General features: G+C 71.2%; 23 protein-coding genes and 1 riboswitch. Of the genes, 10 read left to right on the top strand and 13 right to left on the bottom strand.

Features of this window, described 5'->3' with window-relative positions:
* Window positions 1–130 precede the first annotated feature (130 nt).
* Together ACWGKS_RS01945 and fmt are read right to left on the bottom strand one after the other, a co-directional pair.
* Complete coding sequence (locus tag ACWGKS_RS01945; protein WP_358507520.1) at window positions 131–1,594, bottom strand: RsmB/NOP family class I SAM-dependent RNA methyltransferase; 1,464 nt, start codon at window positions 1,592–1,594, stop codon at window positions 131–133.
* 76 nt (window positions 1,595–1,670) lie between these two features.
* Window positions 1,671–2,606: a methionyl-tRNA formyltransferase gene (gene fmt, locus ACWGKS_RS01940; protein WP_358507518.1), complete on the bottom strand. Its 936-nt coding sequence runs from the start codon at window positions 2,604–2,606 to the stop codon at window positions 1,671–1,673.
* 125 nt (window positions 2,607–2,731) lie between these two features.
* On the opposite strand from fmt, the gene ACWGKS_RS01935 reads away from it, so the two are divergent.
* Window positions 2,732–4,894: a primosomal protein N' gene (locus tag ACWGKS_RS01935; RefSeq protein WP_358507516.1), complete on the top strand. Its 2,163-nt coding sequence runs from the start codon at window positions 2,732–2,734 to the stop codon at window positions 4,892–4,894.
* Here the strand turns inward: ACWGKS_RS01935 and ACWGKS_RS01930 are convergent.
* The 4 genes from ACWGKS_RS01930 to ACWGKS_RS01915 all read right to left on the bottom strand — a co-directional run bounded on the left by ACWGKS_RS01930 (window position 4,891) and on the right by ACWGKS_RS01915 (window position 8,748).
* A complete protein-coding gene (locus ACWGKS_RS01930; protein ID WP_358507514.1) occupies window positions 4,891–5,421 on the bottom strand; it encodes a DinB family protein in 531 nt (176 codons plus the stop codon). The genes ACWGKS_RS01935 and ACWGKS_RS01930 overlap by 4 nt on opposite strands.
* On the bottom strand, window positions 5,412–6,128 hold the full coding sequence (locus ACWGKS_RS01925) for an SAM-dependent methyltransferase (RefSeq protein ID WP_358507512.1): 717 nt from the start codon (window positions 6,126–6,128) through the stop codon (window positions 5,412–5,414). The genes ACWGKS_RS01930 and ACWGKS_RS01925 overlap by 10 nt, the downstream gene beginning before the upstream one ends.
* 293 nt (window positions 6,129–6,421) lie before the next feature.
* The gene (locus tag ACWGKS_RS01920) at window positions 6,422–7,222 is read right to left on the bottom strand and encodes an SAM-dependent methyltransferase (protein ID WP_358507510.1); all 801 of its coding nucleotides are present in this window, start codon (window positions 7,220–7,222) and stop codon (window positions 6,422–6,424) included.
* Window positions 7,223–7,356: 134 nt separating this feature from the next.
* Window positions 7,357–8,748, bottom strand: a complete 1,392-nt coding sequence (locus ACWGKS_RS01915; protein ID WP_358507508.1) for an aminotransferase class V-fold PLP-dependent enzyme — start codon at window positions 8,746–8,748, stop codon at window positions 7,357–7,359.
* Window positions 8,749–8,812: 64 nt separating this feature from the next.
* Window positions 8,813–8,927: riboswitch (SAM riboswitch) on the bottom strand.
* 215 nt (window positions 8,928–9,142) lie between these two features.
* Here ACWGKS_RS01915 and ACWGKS_RS01910 point away from each other — a divergent pair.
* From ACWGKS_RS01910 to ACWGKS_RS01895, 4 genes are all read left to right on the top strand, one after another.
* The gene (locus tag ACWGKS_RS01910) at window positions 9,143–9,526 is read left to right on the top strand and encodes a DUF3870 domain-containing protein (protein WP_358507506.1); all 384 of its coding nucleotides are present in this window, start codon (window positions 9,143–9,145) and stop codon (window positions 9,524–9,526) included.
* 3 nt (window positions 9,527–9,529) lie between these two features.
* Entirely contained in the window at window positions 9,530–10,813 is a 1,284-nt protein-coding gene (locus tag ACWGKS_RS01905; protein ID WP_358507504.1) for a CaiB/BaiF CoA transferase family protein, read from the top strand.
* 43 nt (window positions 10,814–10,856) lie between these two features.
* Window positions 10,857–12,047: an acyl-CoA dehydrogenase family protein gene (locus ACWGKS_RS01900; RefSeq protein ID WP_358507502.1), complete on the top strand. Its 1,191-nt coding sequence runs from the start codon at window positions 10,857–10,859 to the stop codon at window positions 12,045–12,047.
* A 140-nt stretch (window positions 12,048–12,187) separates the two neighbouring features.
* Complete coding sequence (locus tag ACWGKS_RS01895) at window positions 12,188–12,655, top strand: nitroreductase/quinone reductase family protein (protein ID WP_358507500.1); 468 nt, start codon at window positions 12,188–12,190, stop codon at window positions 12,653–12,655.
* An 84-nt stretch (window positions 12,656–12,739) separates the two neighbouring features.
* Here the strand turns inward: ACWGKS_RS01895 and ACWGKS_RS01890 are convergent, their stop codons facing one another.
* The 7 genes from ACWGKS_RS01890 to ruvC all read right to left on the bottom strand — a co-directional run bounded on the left by ACWGKS_RS01890 (window position 12,740) and on the right by ruvC (window position 20,271).
* Complete coding sequence (locus tag ACWGKS_RS01890; protein WP_358507498.1) at window positions 12,740–13,651, bottom strand: GNAT family N-acetyltransferase; 912 nt, start codon at window positions 13,649–13,651, stop codon at window positions 12,740–12,742.
* Between the two features lie 98 nt (window positions 13,652–13,749).
* Complete coding sequence (locus tag ACWGKS_RS01885) at window positions 13,750–15,930, bottom strand: RelA/SpoT family protein (RefSeq protein ID WP_358507629.1); 2,181 nt, start codon at window positions 15,928–15,930, stop codon at window positions 13,750–13,752.
* Window positions 15,931–16,589: 659 nt separating this feature from the next.
* Window positions 16,590–17,138: an adenine phosphoribosyltransferase gene (locus ACWGKS_RS01880; protein ID WP_358507496.1), complete on the bottom strand. Its 549-nt coding sequence runs from the start codon at window positions 17,136–17,138 to the stop codon at window positions 16,590–16,592.
* Between the two features lie 143 nt (window positions 17,139–17,281).
* The gene (yajC, locus tag ACWGKS_RS01875; RefSeq protein WP_067600762.1) at window positions 17,282–17,650 is read right to left on the bottom strand and encodes a preprotein translocase subunit YajC; all 369 of its coding nucleotides are present in this window, start codon (window positions 17,648–17,650) and stop codon (window positions 17,282–17,284) included.
* Between the two features lie 314 nt (window positions 17,651–17,964).
* Window positions 17,965–19,038: a Holliday junction branch migration DNA helicase RuvB gene (gene ruvB / locus ACWGKS_RS01870; RefSeq protein ID WP_358507494.1), complete on the bottom strand. Its 1,074-nt coding sequence runs from the start codon at window positions 19,036–19,038 to the stop codon at window positions 17,965–17,967.
* A gap of 18 nt (window positions 19,039–19,056) precedes the next feature.
* Window positions 19,057–19,674 carry a Holliday junction branch migration protein RuvA gene (gene ruvA / locus ACWGKS_RS01865; protein WP_358507492.1) on the bottom strand — a complete coding sequence of 206 codons (618 nt, stop codon included), beginning with the start codon at window positions 19,672–19,674 and terminating at the stop codon, window positions 19,057–19,059.
* Between the two features lie 48 nt (window positions 19,675–19,722).
* Entirely contained in the window at window positions 19,723–20,271 is a 549-nt protein-coding gene (gene ruvC, locus ACWGKS_RS01860; protein ID WP_358507490.1) for a crossover junction endodeoxyribonuclease RuvC, read from the bottom strand.
* Window positions 20,272–20,462: 191 nt separating this feature from the next.
* On the opposite strand from ruvC, the gene ACWGKS_RS01855 reads away from it, so the two are divergent.
* The 5 genes from ACWGKS_RS01855 to ACWGKS_RS01835 are packed head-to-tail and all read left to right on the top strand — an operon-like array spanning window position 20,463 to window position 25,187.
* Window positions 20,463–21,239: an NUDIX hydrolase gene (locus tag ACWGKS_RS01855; protein WP_358507488.1), complete on the top strand. Its 777-nt coding sequence runs from the start codon at window positions 20,463–20,465 to the stop codon at window positions 21,237–21,239.
* 35 nt (window positions 21,240–21,274) lie between these two features.
* Window positions 21,275–22,372: a lipopolysaccharide kinase InaA family protein gene (locus tag ACWGKS_RS01850; protein ID WP_452521495.1), complete on the top strand. Its 1,098-nt coding sequence runs from the start codon at window positions 21,275–21,277 to the stop codon at window positions 22,370–22,372.
* A gap of 46 nt (window positions 22,373–22,418) precedes the next feature.
* A complete protein-coding gene (locus ACWGKS_RS01845; protein ID WP_452521493.1) occupies window positions 22,419–23,405 on the top strand; it encodes a hypothetical protein in 987 nt (328 codons plus the stop codon).
* The gene (locus tag ACWGKS_RS01840) at window positions 23,402–24,757 is read left to right on the top strand and encodes an adenylosuccinate synthetase (protein ID WP_452521492.1); all 1,356 of its coding nucleotides are present in this window, start codon (window positions 23,402–23,404) and stop codon (window positions 24,755–24,757) included. Before ACWGKS_RS01845 ends, ACWGKS_RS01840 begins: the two co-directional genes overlap by 4 nt.
* 4 nt (window positions 24,758–24,761) lie before the next feature.
* Window positions 24,762–25,187, top strand: a complete 426-nt coding sequence (locus ACWGKS_RS01835; protein WP_452521490.1) for a PPOX class F420-dependent oxidoreductase — start codon at window positions 24,762–24,764, stop codon at window positions 25,185–25,187.
* Window positions 25,188–25,196: the final 9 nt, after the last annotated feature.

Genomic DNA, 25,196 nt, shown 5'->3' with positions numbered 1-25,196 from the left:
AGTGTATAGGCCTTGTCCGGTGGTCGGCCCCCGAGACTGGAACACCGCCATACCTCCACCTTTACGAGGTAGATCCGAATATGCCCGTTTCGCCCGACACCGAGGGCGTCGGGCGAAACGACGGGTGACGCTATCCGACCTTGCGGCGCAGCAGGGCCAGGAACATGGCATCGGTGCCGTGGACGTGCGGCCAGAACTGCGCGTACCTTCCCTCCGGTCCGGCGGCCAGGCCGGGAACCTCGTCGAGATAGTCGGGGGCTCGCAACAGCTCCAGGTCGTCCCGCTCGGCGAGCACGCCCTGGACGATGGTGTCGGTCTCGTCCAGGTGGGGGGAGCACGTCACGTACGCCACCACCCCGCCCGGACGCACGGCCGACACGGCGTTGACGAGCAGCTCGCGCTGGAGCGGGGCCAACTCGGTCACGTTCTCCGGGCCCCGACGCCAACGCGACTCGGGACGGCGCCGAAGGGCCCCCAGACCGGTACACGGCACGTCCACCAGGACCCGGTCGAAGACACCCGGCCGCCAGGCGGGTCGAGTGCCGTCGGCGGCGATCGCGCGACCGGCGTCACGCGGGGCCCGGCGCACCGCGCCGGCCACCAGCCCGGCCCGGGTCGGCTGCATCTCGGAGGCGACCAGGCGGGCGTCGCGCTGCCCCGCCAGGGAGGCGAGCAGGCCCGCCTTGCCACCGGGGCCGGCGCACACGTCCAACCAACGGGCGTCGTCCCCGTGGACGTCGACCCGGGTCAGGGCCAACGCGACCAGCTGGCTGGCCTCGTCCTGGACGGCGGCCCGATTCTGGCGTACCTCCAGGATCGCGCCCGGGTCACCCTCCGGCAGGTAGGCGGCGAAGGGCGAGTAGCGGCCCGGCTCGGCGCCGTGCTCCTCCAGGTCGGCGACCTTGGACCGGCCCGGTTTGGCGACCAGGGTCACCTTGGGACGTTCGTTGTGCGCCTGGAGCAGCTCCTCGGTACGGGGCAGACCGGCGTCCTTGGCCCGCTCCCCCAGGGCCCGGGCCAGTTCCTTGACCACCCAGCGCGGGTGGCTGTGCACCACCGACAGGTATCCGCTCGGGTCTCGGTCGCGCTCGGGGGCCACGATCGGGAGCCAGGCGTCCAGGTCGCGAGCGCTCACCTTGCGCAGGATCGCGTTGACGAAACGGGAGCGGTGATGGCCCACCACCTTGCGGGCCAACTCCACCGACTCCCCCACCGCGGCGTGCGGCGGGATGTTGGTGGACAGCAACTGGTGGGAACCCATCCGCAGCAGCGGAAGCACCTCGACGTCCACCGAGGCCAAGGTGCGGTCCACACAGGTCTGCAGGATCGCGTCGTAGGTGCCCTGACGACGCAGGGTCCCGTAGGTGAGCTCGGTGGCCAGCGCGGCGTCGCGGCCGTGGATGCCACGCTCGTTCAGCAGGGCCGGCAACAACAGGTTCGCGTAGGCGTCGCGCTGCTCGACCGCGCGCAGCACGTCGTAGGCGACCCTGCGCGCGGGGTCGCGCGGCTGGGGCGGCCCGGACCGCTGACCGCCCTGGCGGGATCCACCGCCCCGGCTCGGACGACGGTTCTGGGAACGGGACTGCTCGCTCAACGTGTGCTCTGCCTCAACAAGCCGGGGACGTTTGTCGGCGAGCGACCGCGCCCACCGGCCTTGAGACTACGACAGGTCAGCGGCCCATCCGGTCGTCTTCGGTGGGACGCACCCCACGCGCCCAGTCCACCGCGGACATGGCCTTCTTGCCCTGGGGCTGGACCTCACCGAGTTCGACCGGGTGGGTGCTGGTGCCCGCCAGAACCCGCTTCTTGTCCACGAACAGGTGGCCGGGGTCCAGGTCGGGGCGGTCGGCGTCGGTGACGGGGCGGACCGGCCCCACCTTCAGACGAGTGCCGCGGAAGGTGGTCCAGGCGCCGGGGGCCGGGGTGCAGGCGCGGGCGACCCGGTCCAGACGCAGGGCCGTCCAGGTGAAGTCGAGTTCGGCGTCCAGGGGGGTGAGCTTGCCGGCGTAGGAGACGTCGGCGGCGGGCTGTTCGACGGGGACCAGGCCACCGGAGGCGATGCCGTCGATGGTGCGTGCCAGCAGACCGGCCCCGGACTCGGCCAGGCGGGCGAGGAGTGCGCCGCTGGTGTCGGTGGGACGCACGGTCTCGGCGACGGTGCCGAAGACCGGCCCGGCGTCGAGTTCCTTGACGATGCGGAACGTGGAGGCGCCGGTGACGTCGTCGCCGTGCAGGACGGCGTGCTGGACGGGGGCCGCGCCGCGCCAGACCGGCAGCAGGGAGAAGTGCAGGTTCACCCAGCCGTGCTCGGGGATGTCCAGGGCGGACTGGGGCAGCAGGGCGCCGTAGGCGACCACCGGGCAGCAGTCGGGGGCGATCTCGGTCAGCCGGGCCAGGAAGTCGGGGTCACCGGCCTTGGCGGGCTTGAGGACCTCGATGCCCTCGCTCTCGGCGAGCTCGGCGACCGGGCTGGCCGACACCTTGCGCCCGCGCCCGGAGCGGGCGTCGGGCCGGGTGACGACGGCCGCGACCTCGTGTTCGGAGTCGATCAGGGCCCGGAGTGAGGGCACCGCCACCTCGGGTGTACCGGCAAAGACCAGCTTCATGTTCGACCATTCCCCCTCGACTGCGACCACACGTCACTGTTCTACCGCACTCCCCACCGAGAACGCGCCTGTGTCGGGCTTCTCGGGTCCCTGGACCGTCGTGGTCATCTGATAGACCAAAGGTGATGACAGCGCAGCCCGACCAGCCCGAAGCGGCCCTCTTCGACCTGCCTGCGGGGGAGCCGAAGGAAACGGCGAAGGCCAGGGCCGCCTCCGCCAAGAGCCGTCCGCCCGCCAAGCGCAGGCCCGCCGACCGACTCCCGATCGCGCGTGTCGTGGTGGACACCCCGCTGCCGCACCTGGACCGCTACTTCGACTACCGCGTACCGGCCGACATGGACGAGACGGCCGTGCCCGGCTGCCGGGTGAAGGTGCGCTTCAACGGTCGGTTGCTCGCCGGTTTCCTGGCGGAGCGGGTGGAGAGCTCGGAGTTCGCCGGACGCTTGGCCTACCTGGAGACGGTGGTCTCCCCCGAGCCGGTGCTCACCCCGGAGGTCCTCGCGCTGTCCCGAGCCGTCGCCGATCGGTACGCGGGCACCCTGAGCGACGTGCTGCGACTGGCGGTGCCACCCCGGCACGCGCGGGTGGAGAAGGAGGCCGACCGGCGCGCGCGGGAGAGGGCACAAGACCTGGAAGGGGCCGAGGAGGACGAGCCCGGTGAGGCGCCGCCCGGCGAAGCCTCCGCCGTGCAGGAGACCGTGGAGGCCGCCGTACTGGAGGTCGACCCCGGCCCCTGGGACGCCTACACGGAGGGTCCGGCGTACGTGCGTGCGCTGCGCGAGGGACTCCCCGCGCGCGCCATCTGGAACGCCCTGCCCGGCACCGACTGGACCGACGCGATCGCGGTGGCCGCCGAAGCCGTCCTGGCCGCCGAGCGCGGCGGCGTGATCGTGCTCCCGGATGGTCGGGACGTGGCCCGGGTGGACAAGGCGCTCACCCGCCGGTTGGGCGAGGGACGGCACGTGGCGCTCACCGCCGACCTGGGGCCGGCCGAACGATACCGACGCTGGCTGACGGTCCTGCGCGGCGAGATCCGGGTCGTGGTCGGAACCCGCGCCGCGGTCTTCGCCCCCGTGCGCGACCTGGGCCTGGTGGTGCTGTGGGACGACGGCGACGACGTGCACGTGGACCCGCACGCGCCCTACCCGCACTCGCGCACGGTACTGGCGATGCGCGCCCACAAGGCGGGCGCCGGTGCGCTCATCGGCGGGCACACCCGCACCACCGACGCCCAACTGTTGCTGGAATCGGGGTGGGCGCACCCGTTGATCGCCGACCGCGCGACGCTGCGTCGACGCGCCCCCCTGGTACGAGCGGCCGGGGACGACCGTGAACTGGCCCGGGACCAGGCGGCGCGTTCGGCGCGCATGCCCAGCGTGGCCCTGCGTTCGGCCCGGGAGGCCGCCCGGGTGGGGCCCGTGCTCTTCCAGGTGCCGCGCCGGGGCTACCTCAACAGCCTGGCGTGCGCGGGCTGTCGCGAACCCGCTCGCTGTGACGGCTGTCGCGGCCCGCTCGCGGTCCGTGGGTCGCACGCCCTGCCCTCATGCGGCTGGTGCGGCCGGGTGGCCGGCCAGTGGGCCTGCCCCGAGTGCGGGGTGACCCGAATGCGCGCGGTGGTGGTGGGCGCCCGGCGTACCGCCGAGGAGCTGGGGAGGGCCTTCCCCGCGCTGGCCGTGCGCACCTCCGGACGTGAGGACGTGTTGCCCGAGGTTTCGAGCAAACCGGCCCTGGTGGTGGCGACCCCGGGGGCCGAACCCGTGGCCAAGGGCGGCGGTTACGCGGCGGCGGTGTTGTTGGACGGGTGGGCGCTCCTCAACCGGGCCGACCTGCGGGCCTCGGAGGAGACGCTGCGTCGGTGGCTGAACGCCGCCGCGCTGGTGCGCCCCGGCGGCACCGTGGTGGTGTCCGCCGAGGCCTCGCTGCCGTTGGTGCAGTCACTGGTGCGTTGGGACCCGGCCGGGTTCGCCGAACGCGAGCTGGCCGACCGTCGCGAGCTGGGTTTCCCGCCCGCGGTGTCGATGGCCTCCATCACCGGCGGCCCCGAGCACGTGCGCGAGCTGCTGGATCAGATCGCCCTGCCCACGGGTGTCGAGCTGTTGGGTCCGGTCCCGGTCGGGTCGGAGACGGCCGACGACGGGTCCCACGTGACCGAGCGCGCGCTGCTGCGAGTCCCGCGCAACGGGATCGGTGAGCTGGCGCGTGCGTTGAAGGCGGCGGCGGTGGCCCGCAGCGCCCGCCGCGACGAGCACCTCGCCCAGGTCCGCGTGGACCCCCTCCGCGTCATTTAGCGGGCACGGTACAGGTCCCGGAGGAGGGCCACCTCGGCTCCGTGGTGGATGAACTCCCGGTTCAGGTGCAGGACCAGCACCACCATCGGGAACTCCGACCACTGGGCGGCCTCGGCCCCGCCCACGGGTACGGCCAGGGCGTCGTCGTCGAGTCGTCCCACGTGTTCGGACCAGGTGAGGTAGGCGGTGCGCAGGCGTTGGCGCGCCTCGGCGGCGGTGGAGGGCCAGTCGATGGTGTCACGGCTCGCGGTGCGGTCGCCGAAGTGCCAGTTGATCCGGGTCTCCAGCACGTCCACGATGATGTGGCCCAGCCGCCAGGCGATCGTGGTGACCGGTGGTGGGACGGGTTCGGGGTAGGCGCCATCGGGCGCGTGTCGGCCGTCCTCGCGCCGACGTACCGTCCAGCAGTCCGGCACCGGTTCCCAGTAGAACTCCTCGTCGGTGAGCCCCTCCAGGCGTGGCCACAACGAGAAATCCCAGTAGAACTGCATCTGGGCGAGGATCTCGCCGTTCCAGTTCACCGCCATCGGGTCGTTCCCCCTCCTCGTCTCGACGCGCGGCCCAATCCTGCCAGAACTCCGCTGCCCTGGGCGGCGACGTCCTCGTCGGGGTAGGGCCACCAGGTGAGGTCGGCCACGCCGGGTTCGAGGGGGAGGAAGGGGCCGAAGGCGCGTTCGACGTCGGCTCGGGGCGCCGTGGAGGTGAGGGCCAGGTAGCCGCCGCCGCGCATGAGTCGGTGCAGGGTGTCCAGGCCCGTGGGCGGGGAGTCGGCTCCGAAGGTGCGGGTCATCAATACGGCGATGGGCTCGTCGAGATCGACGAGCCCACCGGCGTGAAGGCGGCGCAGGAGCGTTTCGGAGCACACGCCGTCGCCGGACGGCACGGCGGAGTCGTCCGGGGAGGCCAGGATCCCCGCGGCGCCCTCGGGGGCGATGTGCACGATGGTGGCGTCGGGGTCGGCGCCGTGCACGCGTTCGGCGGTTCCCTGGACGGGACTGCCCCAATCGACGAACTGGCGGATGCCCGCGTCGACGCTCAGGTAGTCGACGACCCGACCGAGGAAGGCCTGGTGCAAACGGACGTGTTCGGCCAGGGCCGGGTCGTGGGGGACATGGGCGCGGCTACTGTCGCCGAGGTCGACCACGCGTGGTCCCCGCCCGGGCTTTCGAAAGGATGTCCTCCGTCGGAACACGGCCGTGAGGGGGCCTGCCTCAGGTCCTCGGACGTCCGTCACGTTCACGCTCCCCCAGCCGGTTCGCTCGTGGGAGGCAGGACGTCCGTTGTCGGTGGACCGATCGGGTCCGCGACGGTGTGCCCTGCCGTCAGGGCCAGATAGTACCGCTTGTGAACGTGATACCCCGCACACACCCAAGTGAAATGGGCCCTATCGCGCCGTTTGTCACGACCTGCGTCGCAAGTTCTTGTGAGTCCAAGGTCCCGAACTCCCATCCACGAACACCGCGGGCCGACCCGGAGGTTCCGGGTCGGCCCGCGGTGGGACTTCGGGCACCGGCCGGAGACCGGCCGTCAGGGCTTGCGAGCCACCCCGCCGTACTGGTCCAGTCCGCGCCGGGCACCCGCGATCGGGGGCCGCCACAACGGGCAGGGAACCACACCGGGCTCCAGCAGCTCCAGGCCCTCGAAGCGCTCGGCGATGGCCTCGGGGCTGCGCAGCAGGTAAGGCACGTCCCCGTGCTTGTTGCCCTCCTCGATGGCCTGGTTGTAGTCCTCGCTCGTGTCGGCGCCGTCGTAACTGACCAGGTAGCTACCCGAGGGCAGGGCGTCCAACAGCCTGCGCACGATCGGCTGGACCTCCTCGTCGGGGACGTGGCCCAGGATCCCCATCAGCATGAGCCCGACCGGCTCGTCGAAGTCCAACGTCTCGGCGGCCTTGGCCAGGATCGCGTCGGGGTCGCGCAGGTCGGCGTCGACGTAGTCGGTGGCCCCCTCGGGGGTGCCGACCAGCAGGGCGCGGGCGTGCGTCAGCACGAGGGGGTCGTTGTCGACGTAGACCACCCGGGTCTCCGGCGCGATCGACTGGGCGACCTCGTGCGTGTTGTTGGCGGTGGGCATCCCGGTACCGATGTCGAGGTACTGGCGGATGCCCTCGTCCCGGGTCAGGTGGGTCACCGCGCGGACGAGGAACTCCCGACTGGTGCGGGCCAGGTCCCGGATCTCCGGAAAGGACTCGGCCACCACGTCTCCCGCCAGACGGTCGACCGGATAATGGTCCTTTCCACCCATCCAGTAGTTCCAGATCCGGGCCGAGTGGGTCCGGGTGGTGTCGATCTTCGACCCCGGGGCCGGGGCGGTCGAATCGTCGGTCATGCGGTCATCCACCTCGATACGCAGGGGGTTCGCGGCAGGGAACGGGAATTCGACGACCGTGCGCAGAACATCCCGTTCCCACCGGTTTTTCCGCATTGATCATAGACGACGGGACCGCTCCGGGCGTGCTCCGTTCAGAGCGCGTCGCGCGGGTCGGAGGCGGGGACCAACCGGCCGTCGAGGTCGACGTACTCCCAACGCGGCCCATGGGCGACCAGATCCGCCACGGCGCCGACCAACCGGTCGACGTGTTCCTCGGTGGTGCCCACGCCCAGGCTGGCCCGAACCGCCTGAGTGTGCCCCTCGGGCAGCAGGTGGGCGGTGAGCGGGTGCGCGCAGAACAGGCCGTCGCGCACCCCGATGCCGTGCTCCGCGGACAGGGCGGCGGCCAGCAGATCGGCGGGCAGCCCGTCCACCACGAACGAAACGATGCCCACCCGCGCCTGTTCGGGCCCCCACAGGGTCAGCTCGTGCACGCCGTCGATCTGGCAGAACCCGGCGCGCAGGCGCTCCAGGAGGGCGGACTCGCGGATGTGCTGCAGGTACAGGGTGTCCTCGGTGAAGGTGGCGCAGGCCGCGGCCAACGCCACGGCGCCCAAGACGTTGGGGCTGCCCGCCTCGTGCCGGGCCGGAAGGTCGTTCCAGAACACGTCGTGGTCGGTGACCTTCCGCGTCGCGCCACCACCGGACAGGTAGGGCGCGGCCTCTGCCAGCCAATCGGCGCGGCCCGCCAGCACACCCGAACCGAAGGGCGCGTACAGCTTGTGTCCGGAAAGCGCCACGTAGTCGGCGCCGGTCTCGGTGAGGCTGAACGGCAGGTGCGGCACGTACTGGGCGGCGTCGACCACCACGCGGGCGTCCTCGGCGTGGGCGGCCTCGACCAACTCCTCGACCGGCCAGATCTCACCGGTGACGTTGGAGGCCGCGGTCACGCACAGCAGCTTCGGACCCTCGGGGGCCTCGCGCAGGGCGGCGCGGGCGGCCTCGACGGCGGTGTCGGGGGTGGCGGGCAGCGGCAGGCGCACCACCTTCGCGGCGCGGGCGGCCGGGTGTTCCCACGGCAACAGGCTCGCGTGGTGCTCGGACTCGAACACCACCACGGTGCAACCGTCGGGTACGCAACGGGCCAGCAGGTTGAGCGCGTCGGTGGTGCCGCGCACGAACACCACGGCGTCGGTGTCGGGGCGGGCGTCCAGGAAACCGGCGACGCCGCGACGGGCTTCCTCGTAGGCCTCGGTACTGATCCGGGAGTGGTGGCCCGCGCCCCGATGCACGCTGGCGTAGTAGGGCAGGGCGGCGGAGAGGGCGTCGGCGACCGCGGTCAGGCAGGGCGCGCTGGCCGCGTAGTCGAAGTTGGCGTAGTCGACGTACTCGCCGGTGACCAGCTGGACCCCGCGGTCCGGGGTGACGATCGAGCAGTCCGGGGCGGCGCCGACGGGGTACGACGCCCGGCGCGCACGCGCGTCCCGAACGGCCTGGCGGGTGCGGGGGCGACGGGTGGAGTCGAACGGGATGACGGTGGTCATGGGGCACCTCTTCGGTGGGTCGTGGGACCCACGGGGTGCGCCGCTCGACGGCCGCGTCTTCCTGGGTCCGCGCTTGTCCGACACGGTCGTGTCGGGACCTGGTCCTCACCCGGGGCACCCCACCGCGGAAGGAGGGTTGCCGACCAGCTAGCCGGGGCTTGACGCTGGTACTCGTGACCTGTGCCGAAATGTAACACATGGCTCGTGCGCGACGCACCCACGGGATTCGTGTGCTCTGGGACACGCCCCCGCTTGACAGTCGGCGCGACGGTGACGACATACTGGTCTCGAACTGCCCTCACGTCGCGGGTGTCCGGTTCCCCCGGTAACCCTTCAGACGCGAGACTCCAGTCGGTAGGAGTTTTCGCGTGCCCGCAGACGAGAGGTGTGTCCGTTGCCCGGCGACGACCGCGTTCAGCAGCTCTTCCGCAACCCCCGGGTTGTCCTCATATCCGGCTACGCCCGTCTCCCCGATTCGGTGGCGAGCCATTCCCAGTACCAGCGGCTCGGTGTCGTGCTCGCCGTGGACACCGCCGACGACCGGATCGTCGCCGCGGACACCACCCTGCTCACCGACCTGGCCAAGGACTTCTTCCGTGCCCTGGTGGAGGGCGCCTCGGTGACCGAGGACATCGCGGAGATCGTCCAGCGGGTGCAGACGCGGTACGCGGGCCAATCGGGCGCCGCGCTCACCACCGCGCTGCGCCGCTGCCTGGAGACCTACTACCAACTGCGTGACGGCGACCAACTGCCCGGTTCCCCCCACGGCGAGGAGTGACCCTTGAACCCTTCCAGTCACGAATCCACAGAGGAACCCGGGACGGGGGGTGCCCCACTCCCCCTGGCCGGTGTGCGGATCACCGACCTGTCCCGGGTCCTGGCCGGCCCCTACGCCACCATGTTGTTGGCGGACATGGGCGCCGAGGTCATCAAGGTCGAACAACCCGGGCGAGGCGACGACACTCGTTCCTGGGGACCTCCCTACGCCGAGCCCACCGAAGAGCACCGCGCGGCGCACGCCCCCGGCGAGGCCGCCTACTTCCTGTCGGTGAACCGGAACAAGCGCAGCCTCGCCGTGGACCTGAAGGACCCCGACGGGCTCGCCGCGGTCCGGGAACTGTGCGCCGGCTCCGACGTGGTGATCCAGAACTTCCGACCCGGAGTGATCGACCGGCTGGGGCTGGGCTACGAGGAGATCGGCAAGCGCAACCCGGCGGTCGTCTACTGCTCGGTGAGCGGCTTCGGGCCCGAACACCGACCGGAGGGCCGCCCCGGCTTCGACATCGTCGTGCAGGCCGAGAGCGGGCTGATGGCGACCACCGGCCCGGCCGACGGACCGGCCAGCAAGGTCGGTGTGGCGCTGACCGACGTGCTCACCGGCCTCAACGCCGCCGTGGGCATCCTCGGCGCGCTCATGCGGGCCAAGGCCACCGGCCGCGGTGAGGACGTCAGCGTCTCGCTGGTCAACTCCACGCTGTCGAGCCTGGTCAATCTCACCCAGCAGGCACTGATCACGGGGACGGAACCGGCCCGGGTGGGCAACGCGCACACCACCATCGTCCCCTACCAGGTCTTCCCCACCGCCGACGCGGAGATCGTCGTGGCCGCGGGCAACGACGCCCTGTACCGACGGTTGTGCGCGGCCATCGACCGCCCAGACCTGGCCGAGGACACCCGCTACGCCACCAACCCCGAACGGGTGGCGCACCGCGAGGAGCTGGTCGGCGAACTCACCGAGACGCTGACCTCCCGCCCCGCCGACCACTGGATGAACGTCCTGGTCACCGCCGGGGTCCCGGTGGGTCGGGTGCGCGGTGTCCTGGACGCGCTGCGTACCGCCGACGCCTCGGGGGACGACGTCCTGCGCACCGTCGAACACCCCACCGCCGGGCCCCTCGAACAGGTCCGGGCGGGCTTCCGGATGGCGGACACCCCCGTCCCCATGTCCGCTCCCCCACTGCTCGGCCAGCACTCGCGAGAGATCCTCACCGAGTTGGGATTGGCCCCCGACCGGATCGAGGAACTGTTCGAGCGCGGCGCCGCCCAACAGACCGACGTCGACTGACCAACGGACTTCGTACACCACGTACCCCGAAGGGACACCCACCATGAGCGACTCCCGCAAGGCCGCCGCCCCCGACCCGCTCGACTTCCTGGCGGTGGACGCCGAACTGTCCGACACCGAACGCGACATCCGCGACGCCGTGCGGGAGTTCTCCGCCGCGGAACTGCTGCCCGAGGTCGCCGACTGGTTCGAGGCCGGCACCCTGCCCGACCCGCGCGGCCTGGCCAAGGCCTTCGGCGACCTCGGGGTGCTCGGCATGCACCTGGAAGGCTACGGCTGCGGCGGTTCCAGCGCCGTAGCCTACGGCCTGGCCTGCCGCGAGTTGGAGGCCGTGGACTCCGGGCTGCGCAGCTTCGTGTCCGTGCAGGGCTCCCTCGCCATGACGGCGATCCACAAGTTCGGGTCCGAGGATCAGAAGAACGAGTGGCTGCCGCGCATGGCCGCGGGCGAGGCCATCGGTTGCTTCGGGCTGACCGAACCCGACTCCGGTTCCGACCCGGGTTCGATGCGCACCCGCGCCCGCCGGGACGGCTCCGACTGGGTGCTCGACGGCACCAAGATGTGGATCACCAACGGTTCGGTGGCCGACGTCGCCGTGGTGTGGGCCGCCACCGACGAGGGCGTCCGCGGGTTCGTCGTGCCCACCGACGCCCCCGGGTTCAGCGCCAACGTCATCCACAAGAAGCTGTCGCTGCGCGCCTCCATCACCGCGGAGTTGGTCTTGGAGGGCGTGCGTCTGCCCGCCGACGCGATCCTGCCCGAGTCCAAGGGGCTCGGCTCTCCCCTCTCCTGCCTCAACGAGGCCCGCTACGGCATCGTGTGGGGCGCGGCCGGTGCCGCCCGCGCCTGCTACGCGGCCGCCCGCGACTACTCGCTCACCCGCGAGCAGTTCGGCGGACCCATCGCCGGTTTCCAGCTCACCCAGCGCAAGCTCGCCGACATGGTCGTGGACGTCAACCACGCCGGCATGACCGCCCTGCGCATCGGTCGTCTCAAGGACCGGGGCGAATGCCACCACAACCACGTCAGCTTCGGCAAGTTCGCGAACGTGGCCGCGGCCCAGCGGGTGGCGGCGACCGCGCGCGGCCTGCACGGCGCCAACGGCATCACGTTGGAGTACCCGGTGATGCGGCACATGGTGAACCTGGAGACGGTGGCCACCTATGAGGGCACCGAGGACATCCACGCGCTGAGCATCGGCCAGTCCGTCACGGGGATCTCCGCGTTCCGCTAACGACCGAGACGGCCCGGGAGGCCCGTGTGGCGACGGGTCGCAGGTGAGCGACGTGTGCCGGATCTCGCCGGTATCCCGGGTGCCAACGGGTGCTCCCAGCCACCACAATGGAGAGCAGCCGAGTGAGGGAGTTGCCCAAGATGGTGAACGAACCGACGAAGCGGTTCGAGGCGACCAAGCTGCGCCGCGTCTCGGACGCGGTCGTCAGCAACTTCGTCAAGTACGGGGTCTGCCCGCAGGAGATGCACCTGCTGACCACCCGGGGCCGCAAGTCCGGATTCTTGCGCACCACCCCGGTGAGTGTGCTGGACAGCGAGCGCGGCCGGTATCTGGTCTCCCCGTACGGCGAGGTGAACTGGGTGCACAACATCCGCAAGGACGGGTTCGCGACCCTGCGCCAGGGCGGCTGGATCGAACTGGTGAGCGTGCTGGAGGTGGACCCCGAGGAGGCCGGAACGGCGCTCAAGGAGTACCTGGAGCACCCGCGTTCGGCGATCGTCGGCCCGTACTTCGAGGCGCCGCCGGAAGCCCCGGTGGAGGCCTTCGTGGCCGAGGCGGATCGTCACCCGGTCTTCCGCGTCGTGCGGTCCACGACCATCCGGATCTGACCCGAGCGCGGACGGCCCGAGCAGGAAGGGCCTGAGCAGAAACGGCCCCGGTCACCCCGTCGAGGGGGTCCGGGGCCGTGGTGTTCACGGGGCGCGACGCACGTACACGCGGCCGCGGTCGACCTCCTCGAAGCCGACCTTCGCGTAGGTCCTCGCCGGGGCCGGATACAGCGGGTTGGGTGCGGTGTTGATGAACACGCGGTCGCCGCCTCGGTGGGCGGTCAGGGAACACGCCTCCAGCACCAGGGCGGCCGCCAGGCCTCGATGGCGGTGGACGGGGACCACTCCCAGGGGTTCGACCTCCGAGGTGCCGCTCTCTGCGTCGAACCACACCACGCAGCAGGCGGCCAGGGAGCCGTCCGGGGCCTGGACGACGAGGTCCAGTTCGGGGTCGTACAGCAGGGACGCACGGGTGGCGTCGTAGTAGGTCCGGGAGAAACGGCTGTTCAGCGATGGGTCCACCGGACCCACGCTCTCCGGCCAGGGCAGGTCGGCGGGCTTCCAGGCGAGGCGGTGGCACTCCACCCGGGCTTCCTCCTCGCCCTCGCGGACGGGCCGGATCACGTACCCCTCGGGCAGGGCCGGGGACTCCTCCGTGGCGGCACGACGCATCCAGGTGTCCAGGGTCCCTTCGTGTGCGAAGCCCGCCTTCTCGGCCAGGAACCGGAGCTCCTCGTCACCGTGGAAGACCGGCAGGTGTGTCCCACCCTCGGTACGCGCCAGGGCCCAATCCAGGAGGGCGGCCCCGGCCTCGGGGTCGGTCCGGGCCCCTTCGAGGGTGACCCTGGTGTGCTCGGAGATGGCGTTGGCGCCGGTGACCCCGGCCCAGGCGACGATCTCACCGTCTCGTTCGGCCACCGCCATCGGCCGGGGCATGTCCTCGGTGGCCGCTTGCCAACCCAGACCACCGGGGTGGGTCCCCACCGGCCACGAGCGCCGGGCGAGCAGTTCGAGCGCGCGAGTGTCCTCGGGGCGCGGGGGACGGAGTTCGAGCACGAGGGCCTGCCTTCACCGGTGGGGGGTCGTGTACGCGCACACGCTAACCACCGGTGTCCCGAGGGTGCCATCGGTTTTCCAACGAACCGGGTGGCGGGTCAGTTGCGCACCCGGAAGACGTCGTAGACCCCGTCCACGCCGCGCACGGCGCGCAGCACGCTGCCCAGGTGGGTGGGGTCGGCCATCTCGAAGGTGAAGCGGCTCTGCGCCACCCGGTCGCGGCTGGTCTGCACCGTGGCGGAAAGGATGTTGACGTGCTGGTCGGACAACACGCGTGTTATGTCGGACAGCAACCGGGAGCGGTCCAGGGCCTCCACGTGCAGGGCCACCAGGAACATGGAGTCCTCGGTGGGCCGCCACTCGACGTCGACCATGCGCTCCTGGTCCAGGCTGGCGGCGTTGGCGCAGTCGGCGCGGTGCACCGAAACCCCATGCCCCTGGGTCACGAAACCGACGATGTCGTCACCGGGCACCGGCGTACAACACTTGGCCAGGCGCGCCCACACGTCACCGTCGCCCGCCACGACCACGCCCGGGTTGCCCGAGCGCTGGCGCGTGGTGGCGGCCTTGGTGGGCAGCGAGGACTCGGCGATGTCCTCGGTGTGGCTGTCCAGCCCACCCATGGAGTCCACGAGCTTGCTCACGATGCTCTGTGCGCTCACCTGGTGCTCGCCCACGGCGGCGTACAGGGCGTCCACGTCCGTGTAGCGCAGATCGCCTGCCAGGGCGATGATCGCCTCTCCGCTGAACAGGCGCTTGACCGGAAGCTCCTGCTTGCGCATGATCTTGGCGATCTCCTCCTTGCCCTGTTCGATCGCGGCCTCGCGGCGCTCCTTGGTGAACCAGTGCCGGATCTTGTTGCGGGCACGAGCGCTCTTGACGAAGTTGAGCCAGTCGCGGCTGGGCCCGGCGTCGGGGTCCTTGGAGGTGAGGATCTCCACGGCCTCGCCGTTGTGCAGCTCGTTCTCCAGCGGCACCAGACGGCCGTTGATACGAGCGCCGACGGTGCGGTGGCCGACCTCGGTGTGCACGGCGTAGGCGAAGTCCACGGCGGTGGCGCCCTCCGGCAGGGAGATGACGTCACCCTGCGGGGTGAAGACGAACACCTCCTGCACCGACAGGTCGAAGCGCAGCGACTCCAGGAACTCGCCCGGGTCCTTGGTCTCCTGCTGCCAGTCGATGAGCTGACGCAGCCACTGCATGTCGGTGGTGCCCTTGGGCTTGGTCTCGGTCCCGGTGGAGTTGCGGTCCTCCTTGTACTTCCAGTGCGCGGCGATGCCGTACTCGGCGCGCCGGTGCATGGCGCGGGTGCGGATCTGGAGTTCGACCGGGTTGCCGGAGGGACCGATGACCGTCGTGTGCAACGACTGGTACATGTTGAACTTCGGCATCGCGATGTAGTCCTTGAACCGGCCCGGCACCGGGTTCCACCGCGCGTGGATGGTCCCCAGCGCCGCGTAGCAGTCCCGAACACTGTCCACCAGGACCCGCACCGCGATGAGGTCGTAGATCTCGTCGAAGCCGCAGTTGCGGGCGATCATCTTCTGGTAGATCGAGTAGTAGTGCTTGGGCCGCCCGCGCACGGTCGCCTTGAGCTTGGACTCGCGCAGGTCGCCCGAGACCGCCTCGATGACCTCCTGCAGGTACACGTCGCGCCGGGGGGCGCGTTCGGAGACCAGTCGGGCTATCTCGTCGAAGCGCTTGGGATAGAGGGTGGCGAACGCCAGGTCCTCCAGCTCCCACTTGATGGTGTTCATGCCCAGGCGGTGGGCGAGCGGCGCGAAGATCTCCAGGGTCTCGCGGGCCTTCTTCTCGCGCTTGGCCTTCTTGGGCAGGTAGCGCAGGGTGCGCATGTTGTGCAGGCGGTCGCAGAGCTTGATGACCAGCACGCGGATGTCGCGGGCCATGGCCACGACCATCTTGCGGACCGTCTCGGCCTGGGTGGCCTCGCCGTACTTGACCTTGTCCAGCTTGGTGACGCCGTCGACCAGGAGGGCGATCTCGTCGCCGAAGTCGGCTCGGAGCTCGTCGAGGGAGTAGTCGGTGTCCTCGACGGTGTCGTGCAGCAGGGCGCCGGCGAGGGTGGCCTCCTGCATGCCGAGTTCGGCGAGGATGGTGGCCACCGCGAGCGGGTGGGTGATGTAGGGGTCGCCGCTCTTGCGTTTTTGGTGGCGATGGTGGTGTGCGGCGACCTCGTAGGCGCGCTCGATCAGACGGACGTCCACCTTGGGGTGGGTGGCGCGCACCGTCTTGATCAGTGGTTCGAGCACCGGGTTCATCGTCACTCCCCGCTGGGCGCCGAGTCGGGCGAGCCTTCTGCGTACTCGCACGGTGGAGGGCGTGGTGGTCGCCGGCTGCCGCCCCTGGGCCCCCTGCCCGGAGACGTCCTGCTCGGATACGTCGGAGGGCGCCGCTTGTTCCGCAGCGCCCTCCGGCCGTTCGTCACGTGGTCTGTCATTGGGACCGGTGTGGTCCCCGTCGTTACGCCCCTGTGGCATACCGGTGTCGGCGTCCCCCCGCGAGGCACGTCCCTCGTCGGCGGTCGTCTCCCGTTCGGTGGCCGAACCCCGCGGGGCCTTCGACCCCTGCTCCCGTGCGGACACCGCTCCGGTCGAGACCACTTCGTTTGGCATGCCTACCTCCCGCGGATCCGCCCGGTGGAGCCGACAGTCCAAGGATCGGCTGCCTCCGGAACGCGTGCGTGTCATCAGGGCCGGTCACCGACGTGGCCGCCGCGGTCACCTCTCCCACCAGTCTAGTGGCGCCCGCCCAGGTGGGGCGGGGTGGCGGAACCTGACCCCTCGTGCGTCGCCGTACTCCGGCGGCCCGATGGTACGCGTAGTGACCCTGGTCACCGATTGCGTCACACCGAGTGCTGGTGTAGGTCAACGAGGAGGAACCTTCGCGCTATTCCCACCGTGCGCGCGAGGTCGTCCGGTCAGACCGAGAGGAGGGTGTGCAGCTCCACGTCGGGCAGCTTCTCGCGTCCTCGGAGCGCGGAGAGCTCCATCAGAACGGAGAATCCCACGACCGTACCACCAGCCTTGTGGACCAACTCCACCGCGGCCCTGCCCGTGCCACCCGTCGCGAGTACGTCGTCGACGATGAGGACACGGCTGCCCGGAGTGATCGCGTCGGCGTGGATCTCGACGGTCGCGGTGCCGTATTCGAGATCATAGGCCTGATCGATGGTGTCCGCGGGCAGTTTCCCGGCTTTGCGCGCCGGAACGAAGCCCGCGCCCAGCGCCATGGCCACGGGGGCGCCGAAGATGAAGCCGCGCGCCTCCAGTCCGACGACGTGGTCGACGCCGGCCCCGCGGTAGGGGGCGCTGAGCCCGTCGACCGTGGCGGCGAAGGCCTCCCGGTGGTTCAGCAGCGGGGTGATGTCCTTGAACAGGATGCCCTCGTGCGGGAAGTCCGGGACGTCGCGGATGTTGGCCTCGATCAAGGCGAGGTCCGCGTCGGGCGTCACAGTGTCGTTGGTCATGGCGGCTCAGGCCTTCGTTTCAGATGGGAAGCGGGTTCGGCTGAAGTCACCGAAAAGCAGCGGTACCGGCCCCGGTGTTCGGGGGCCGGTACCGAAGTCTGTGGTGCGCCACGGGCGCGGGAGGGAACGGGCCCTCCGGGATCCTAGCCCTTGGGCTTGTCGTCGTCCCCGAAGTCCGGACGGTCCTCGACCGGGGTGTCGTCGGCCGCGGGGGTGATGACCTCCCCGACACCGGCCTTGAGCATACGGATACGGGTGCCCGGAGCGATCTCCAGCAGCACGTCCTGGTCGTGGATCTCGACGATGGTGGCGAAGATACCCGCCTTGGTCATGACCTCGACGCCGGGAACCAGGGAGGTCTGCATCTGCATCTCCTGCTGGCGGCGCTTCTGGTTCGGGCGCCAGAACAGCAGCCAGAAGACCAGGAGGATCAGTACGAAGGGAAGCAACATGCCGATGATGCTGCCCTCACCCTGGGGGGCGTCCGCTGCGAGATTGATAAGGCCCTGCACGGGGCGTCCTTCCTGACGGTTCTCGTGGACGACGGCTGTCGGCTCGTGACACCCGTGACGACCACCTTGCGGGTCGCCCGACCACGGCGGCCGGATTCGCACCCGGCGTATACAACGCACCAGAGTGCCAACTCGTTCCGCCGATGTCGAAACGACACCTCACGGGGTGGTGCCCCGCTCTTGGCCGGTACGTCCCAGTTTACGTGGCATGAGTCACCGGTCACCAGCTCCCCGGGTTCGGAGGGCTAACGGTTCGGCCCCGTTTTCGTTCGTGGGCTCCATCGTGACAGGTGGAAGCGGTCGACGCCCGGGCTTCAGGGCGTGGCGCCGTTGGTGCCCGTGGTGCCGCCGGTGTTCGCGGCCGCCTGGGCGGCGCCGAACGCGGCGTCGGGTGGCGGGGTGAGTCCCATGTGCGCCCAGGCCTGCGGAGTGGCGACCCTCCCCCGTGGGGTGCGGGCCAGGAAACCGGAGCGGACGAGGAAGGGTTCGGCGACCACCTCCACGGTCTCGGCCTCCTCCCCCACCGATACCGCCAGGGTGGACAGTCCCACCGGTCCGCCACGGAAGCGGTTCATGAGCACGTCGAGGATGGCCCGGTCCAACCGGTCCAGGCCCAGCTCGTCCACTTCGTACAGTTCCAGGGCGGCGTGCGCGTTGGCCAGGGTGAGCTGTCCGTCGCCGCGCACCTCCGCGTAGTCGCGGACCCGACGCAGCAGCCGGTTGGCGATACGAGGCGTACCGCGCGAACGCCCGGCGACCTCGCGGGCGGCGTCCTCGTCCAGGGGCGCGCCGAGCAGCCCCGCCGACCGGTGCAGGATGCGCTCCAGTTCGGCGGGTTCGTAGAAGTCCATGTGCGCGGTGAACCCGAACCGGTCACGCAGCGGGGCGGGCAGCATCCCGGCCCGCGTGGTGGCCCCGACCAGGGTGAACGGGGCGATGTCCAGGGGGATCGCGGTGGCTCCGGGGCCCTTGCCGACCATGACGTCGACCCGGAAGTCCTCCATGGCGACGTAGAGCATCTCCTCGGCGGGCCGGGCCATGCGGTGGATCTCGTCGAGGAAGAGGACCTCGCCCTCCTGGAGGGTGGAGAGCACCGCGGCCAGGTCACCGGAGCGTTCGATGGCGGGGCCGGAGGTGATGCGCAACGGCGCACCGAGTTCGGCGGCGATGATCATGGCCAGGGTGGTCTTGCCCAGACCTGGACCGCCGGACATGAGGATGTGGTCGGGAGCGCGGTTGCGACGCTGTGCGCTGTGCAGGACCAGGGACAACTGTTCGCGGACCCGTTCCTGGCCGACGAACTCGTCCAGTATTCGAGGGCGCAGTGCCCCCTCGATCCGGAGTTCGTCGACGTCGGCCTCGGGCGAGACCGCATCACGTTCGTGCACGGGGTTCTCCTTCGGGCCTTAGGCGCGGCTGAGTTTGCGCAGGGCGCTGCGCAACAGGACGGTGACGTCGCTGGTGGTCTCGGCCTCGGCGGCGACGGCGGAGGCGGCGGCCTCGGCGTCCTTGCCGGACCAGCCGAGGTTGACCAGTCCGGAGACCACCTGTCCCCGCCATGCGCCGTTGGGTCGGGCGGTGGCGGTGGGGTCCGCGCCGGGCAGGGTGCCGTCGGTACTGATCGGCGCCTCCAGCTTGCCCTTCAGCTCCAGCACGATGCGTTGGGCCCCCTTCTTGCCGATGCCGGGGACCCTGGTCAGGGCGGCGGTGTCCTCGGTGTGGACGGCCTGGCGGAGGCTGTCGGGGCTGTGCACGGCGAGCATGGCCAGGGCCAGACGGGGGCCCACCCCCGAGGCGGTCTGCAACTGCTCGAACAGGTGCTTCTCGTCGTCGTCGACGAACCCGAACAGGGTGAGGGAGTCCTCGCGCACGACCATGCTCGTGGCCACGGTGCCCTCCTCCCCCACGTGCAGTCGGGACAGGGCGGAAGGGGTGCACTGGACGGACATGCCGACCCCGCCCACGTCGATGACGGCGCTGCCCGCGCCGCGTGCGGCCACCCGGCCGGTGAGGAACGCGATCATCTGTCATGGACACCCGGAGGGGTGTCCGTCTCCTTCCTGGGGGCGGTGTCAGCGGCCGCGCGCTCGGCGGGCCAGTTCCACCTTGCGGGCGAAGTCCTGTTGGGCCTGGGCCGCCCGGGACTGGGCACCGCCGCGCCAGATGTTGCAGATGGCCAGGGCCACGGCGTCGGCGGCGTCGGCGGGTTTGGGCGGGCCATCGAGACCGAGGATACGCGCCACCATCGTGCCGACCTGCGCCTTGTCGGCACGCCCGTTGCCGGTGATGGCGGCCTTGGCCTCGCTGGGCGTGTGGGTGACGACGGGCAGGCCGCGGCGGGCGGCGCAGACCAGGGCGAGGCCGCTGACCTGGGCGGTGCCCATGACGGTGCTCAGGTTGTGCTGGGCGAAGACGCGTTCGACGGCCGCGGCTTCGGGTTCGTACTTGTCGAGCCACTCCTCGATGCCGCGTTCGATGCCCAGGAGGCGTTGGGGCAGGTCGGTGTCGGGGCTGGTGCGGATCGCGTCGGCGGCGATCAGGCGCAGTGGGCGACCGATGGATCCCTCGACCACGGCGATGCCGCAGCGGGTCAGTCCCGGGTCGATCCCCAGCACGCGCACGTGGTCACCCTGCTTTCCATCGATTCATCGAACGTTCGTTCGCACCATGCTAGCGGCGCGGAGTGACAGCGCCCGCCGCCCTTCGGGCGTGTCGACGCCACCGTCCCGGGACTGGACAGCGGACGAAGCTCGGGTTATGTTGTTCTCGAATCGAGAATTACTCAGATTGAGAACAACCAGAGGGGTCAACGGTGTCCGAGGGGATCGATGGGCGATACGACGACGGGGACGAGCGCGGTTTCCTCTCCTCCTACGACCCGCACGCCTTCGCACCCGCCGCGGTGACCGTCGACGTGGTCGCCCTGACCATCCGCGAGGGCCTCCCCCACGTCCTGTTGGCCCGCCGCGCCGCGCACCCCCAACGCGGACTGTGGGCACTGCCCGGCGGATTCGTCCGTGCCCAGGACTCCGAAGCCGGACCGGCCGACCTCGACCTTCCCGACGCCGCGCTGCGGGTCCTCGCCGAGAAGACCCCGATGCCCACCGAGATCCACCTGGAACAGCTGGGGACCTACGGCGCCTTCGACCGCGACCCGCGCATGCGGGTGATCTCGGTGGCGTACATGGTGTTCGCCCCCGACCTGCCCGATCCCGGGACCGGACGCGACATCTCCGAAGCCGCGTGGGTGCCCTGGACGACGAAGGAGGAGACGGCCTTCGACCACGCCCGCATCCTCGACGACGCCGTCGAACGGGCCCGCTCCAAGCTGGAGTACACGTCGCTGGCCACCGCGTTCCTCCCTTCGACCTTCACCATCACCGCCCTGCGCGGGGTGTACGAGGCGATCTGGGGGCGCACCCTGCACGCCGCCAACTTCCACCGCAAGATCCTCGCCACACCCGGCTTCGTCGAGGACACCGGCGAACTGGCCGACCGCGGCGGCTCGGGCGGCGGACGACGCGCCCGCCTGTACCGGGCGGGCGAGGCCGCCCTGCTGCACCCACCGCTGCTCCGCGGCGCCCAATGACCGGCCCCGACCCACACCCCCGAAGGGAGGACGACATGGACGGCGAATCGCGCACGCACGACGACTTCGACTCGGCCCTGCGCGGGGTCGACATGGCCACCGGGCCCACCGACCTGTTCGGAGCACCGCCCCGGGACGGCCGGATCCCGCCGGACGCCACCGCCGTCTACCGCCGGCTCGCCAGGCTCCTGCACCCCGACACCGCGCCCACGCGGCGACGGGACGACGCGGCCGACGGGTTCGCCCGTCTCACCGACGCCTGGCGCCGCTACCGGAACGCGGTCCAGGGCGGTCCGGGCCTGGACGACCTGGTGCTGACCACCGAGGAGCGCACCTACCACGTCGACCGCGGCCGCCCCGTGGCCGAGGGCGACATCGCCGACCTGCGCGCGGTGCGCTACCGGGACGGGGACCGGTGGCGGGACGCGGTGCTCAAACTTCCCCGCGCGCCCCGCGACAACGACCTGGTGCGGGCCGAGGCCGCCGCGCTGCGGCGTATCCACGAGTGCGGCGCGCCCCGCTACCGCGCTTTCAGGCCCGAACTGGTCGGAACGCTCCGGCACCGGGACCCGGCCACGCGGGTGGAGCGGCACGGCAACGTCCTGCGGCGGCTGTCGGGGTTCTACGACCTGGCCGAGGTGCGGCGCGCCTACCCCGACGGGGTCGATCCCCGCGACGCCGCCTGGATGTGGCGCCGACTGCTGGTGGCGATCGGCGACGCCCACCGGGCCGGCGTCGTGCACGGGGCCGTGGTGCCCGAACACGTGCTGATCCACCCGGACGAGCACGGTCTGGTGCTCGTGGACTGGTGCTACTCGGTGACCTTCGACGCGACCCGTACCGCCCCGCATGTCCCGGCGATGGTGCCGCACCGCAAGGACGTGTATCCGCCCGAGGTCGCCGCCCGGCGCCCCGCGCGACCCGCCACCGACGTGTACATGGCGACCAGGTGCGTGGAGTTCGTGACCGCGGGCCGGTTACCGCGTCAGTTGGCGGCGTTCGCACGAGGCAGTTCGCTGCCGGCGCCCGAGCGGCGACCATCCGACGCGTTCGCCCTGCTGGAGGAGCTGGACCAGGCCCTGGAGCGGACCTTCGGGCCACCCCGGTTCCACCCCTTCCACATGCCCGACTGAAATCTCGCCCCCGCACCCACCCTCATCACGATCCACGGAGACAGACATGGGAAGCAGCCACTGGTCCACCGACGCCTACCACGCCCGCCAGGCCTTCCGGGACTCGCGCGGCATCGGAGCGTTCGACTACCACGACAACGCGACCAAGAAGGCGCGCGCCGGCTGGAAGCCGCACCCGACCCTCGACCCGCACGGGGTCACCGTCCGTGAGAGCCGCGACTCCGACGCCCACCCGAACTCGCTGGCGGTGTCGGTGCTGTTCGACGTCACCGGCTCCATGGGAAGCGTTCCGCGCGTGCTGCGCACCAAACTGCCCGACCTGTTCGGTCTGCTGCTGCGCAAGGGGTACGTGGAGGACCCGCAGATCCTGTTCGGCGCCGTCGGTGACGCCACGTGCGACCGGGTTCCGCTGCAGGTCGGCCAGTTCGAGTCCGGCAACGAACTGGAGGACGACCTCGGCAACCTGCTCCTGGAGGGCGGGGGCGGAGGCCAGATGACCGAGTCCTACGAGCTCGCCATGTACTTCATGGCCCGGCACACCGCCATGGACTGCCTGGACGAGCGCGGCCGACGCGGCTACCTGTTCATCGTCGGCGACGAGATGGCCTACGGCGCGGTCAAGGCCCGCGAGGTGCGCGAGGTGATCGGCGACGACCTGGACGAGAACATCGCCTTCCCCGCCATCCTGGACGAGCTGCGACGCCGGTTCGAGGTCTTCTTCATCATGCCGACCGGCAGCGCCCACTTCCGTGACGACCGGGTCCGGACCTTCTGGGAGAAGCACCTGGGTCAGAACCTGATCCTGCTGGAGGACCTGGACGCGGTGTGCGAGACCATCGCCGTCACCGTCGGCCTGGGTGAGGAGGCCATCGACCTGGAGGAGGGGCTTCGGGACCTGGCCGACTCCGGGTCGAACGCCGGCGAGGCCGTCGGCAAGGCGCTGCGGCCACTGTCGCGGGGCCGTGGGTCGGTCGTCTCCGACTCGGACGTGAGCGGGCTCGCCGGTGACGGACCGGGGGTGGACCGGCTGTGACCTCGCACGCGATCGTCGTCGACCTGGGATTCGGCGACGCCGGCAAGGGGGTGACCGTGGACCTGCTGTGCGCGACCGGTGACTACGGCGCGGTCGTGCGGGCCAACGGGGGCGCCCAGGCGGCGCACAACGTGGTCGCCCCCGATGGACGGCACCACACGTTCTCCCAGTTCGGGGCGGGCACACTCGCCCCGGGCGGTCCGGCCCCCACCCACCTGTCCCGGTTCATGGTGGTGGATCCGTTCGCGTTGGCGATGGAGGCCGCGCACCTGGCGTCGCTCGGGATCGCGGATCCATTGTCCCTGGTCACCGTGGACCGGCGGGCGTTGATCAGCACCCCGTGGCACCGGGCGGCCAACCGGGCGCGGGAGCGGGCCCGAGGCGCGGACCGGCACGGATCCTGCGGGATGGGTGTGGGCGAGACCATGGCCTACGCCCTCGACCACCCCGACCTGGCGCCCACCGTGGGCGACTGCGCCACACCCGCGCGGCTGCGCCGCAGGCTGGTCTCCCTGGCCGAGGCGCTCGGACCGTCCGACTCGGATGCGGAGGGGCCCGACCTGGAGGAGTGCCTGCGGGCCTACGCGGCGTTCGCCGAACGAGTGCGTCTGGTGGACGAGACGTACCTGCCCCGACTGCTGGCTCGAACCCCGGTGGTGTTCGAGGGGGCCCAGGGCGTGCTGCTGGACGAGTGGCACGGCTTCCACCCGCACACCACCTGGTCCACGACCACGACCGCCAACCCGCTGACCCTGCTCGACGAGGCGGGCCGGTCGGGAGACGCCCGCCGGCTCGGGGTGCTGCGCACCTTCACCACCAGGCACGGCGCCGGTCCGCTGGTGACCGAGGACCCCGTGCTCACCGCCCGTCTGCCCGATCGGCACAACCGCGACCACCCCTGGCAGGGGGCGTTCCGGGTGGGGCACCTGGACCTGGTGGCGGCCCGGTACGCGTTGGCCGCGACCGGCGGGGTGGACGCCCTGGTGGTGACGCACGCCGACGCTCCCGAGCGGCTCGGGCGGGACCTGCGCTGGTGCGCGGACTACCGGGACGGCGCGGGCGCGCCACTGAGCATCGCTCCGGGCCCGACCGGTGACCTGGACCGGCAGGCCTCGCTCACCCGGAGGCTGGCCGACGCCCGCCCGGTGCTCGCGCCGATCCCCGAGGAACCGGCCGAGGCGATCTCCCAGGCCCTCGGGGTGCCACTGGCCGCGGTGTTCTCCGGCCCGACCCGAGCCGACGCGCGCGTGGTCACCGAAAGGGGCCGCGCCGCCTCGGGCCCTTCGGCCCGGGGACGACCGGGACCCGGCGTGTCGAGCGCGCGGGCGCGGGCGCGTGTCGGTCTAGCGTGAGGGCATGGCTTCCATCACCGACCCCGAGGTCCGCGCGTTCCTCACCGAGGGGACCCGTACCGGCAAGATCGCCTACACCTCCGCCGACGGTCGCCCCCTGGTGGTACCGGTGTGGTTCGTTCTGGAGGGCGACACCCTGGTGTTCAACACCGGCCGAGGCACCGCCAAGGCACGTTCCATCGCCCGGGACCCGCGCGTCACCCTGGTGGTCGACCTGGAGGAGCCTCCGTTCGGGTTCGTCCAGGTGCAGGGTGAGGCCCTGGTGTCCGAGGACCCCGGCGAACTGCTCCGCACCGCCACGGAGATCGCCCGCCGCTACATGGGCGCGGAACTCGCCGAGGAGTTCGGCCGCCGCAACGGTGTGCCCGGCGAACTGGTGGTGCGGCTGCGGCCCACCAAGGTGGTCGCCGTGATGAACCTGACCGACTGACGAGACGAC

The organism is Nocardiopsis sp. NPDC055879, assembly GCF_053615935.1.
This window is presented reverse-complemented; position numbering and strand designations above follow the sequence as displayed.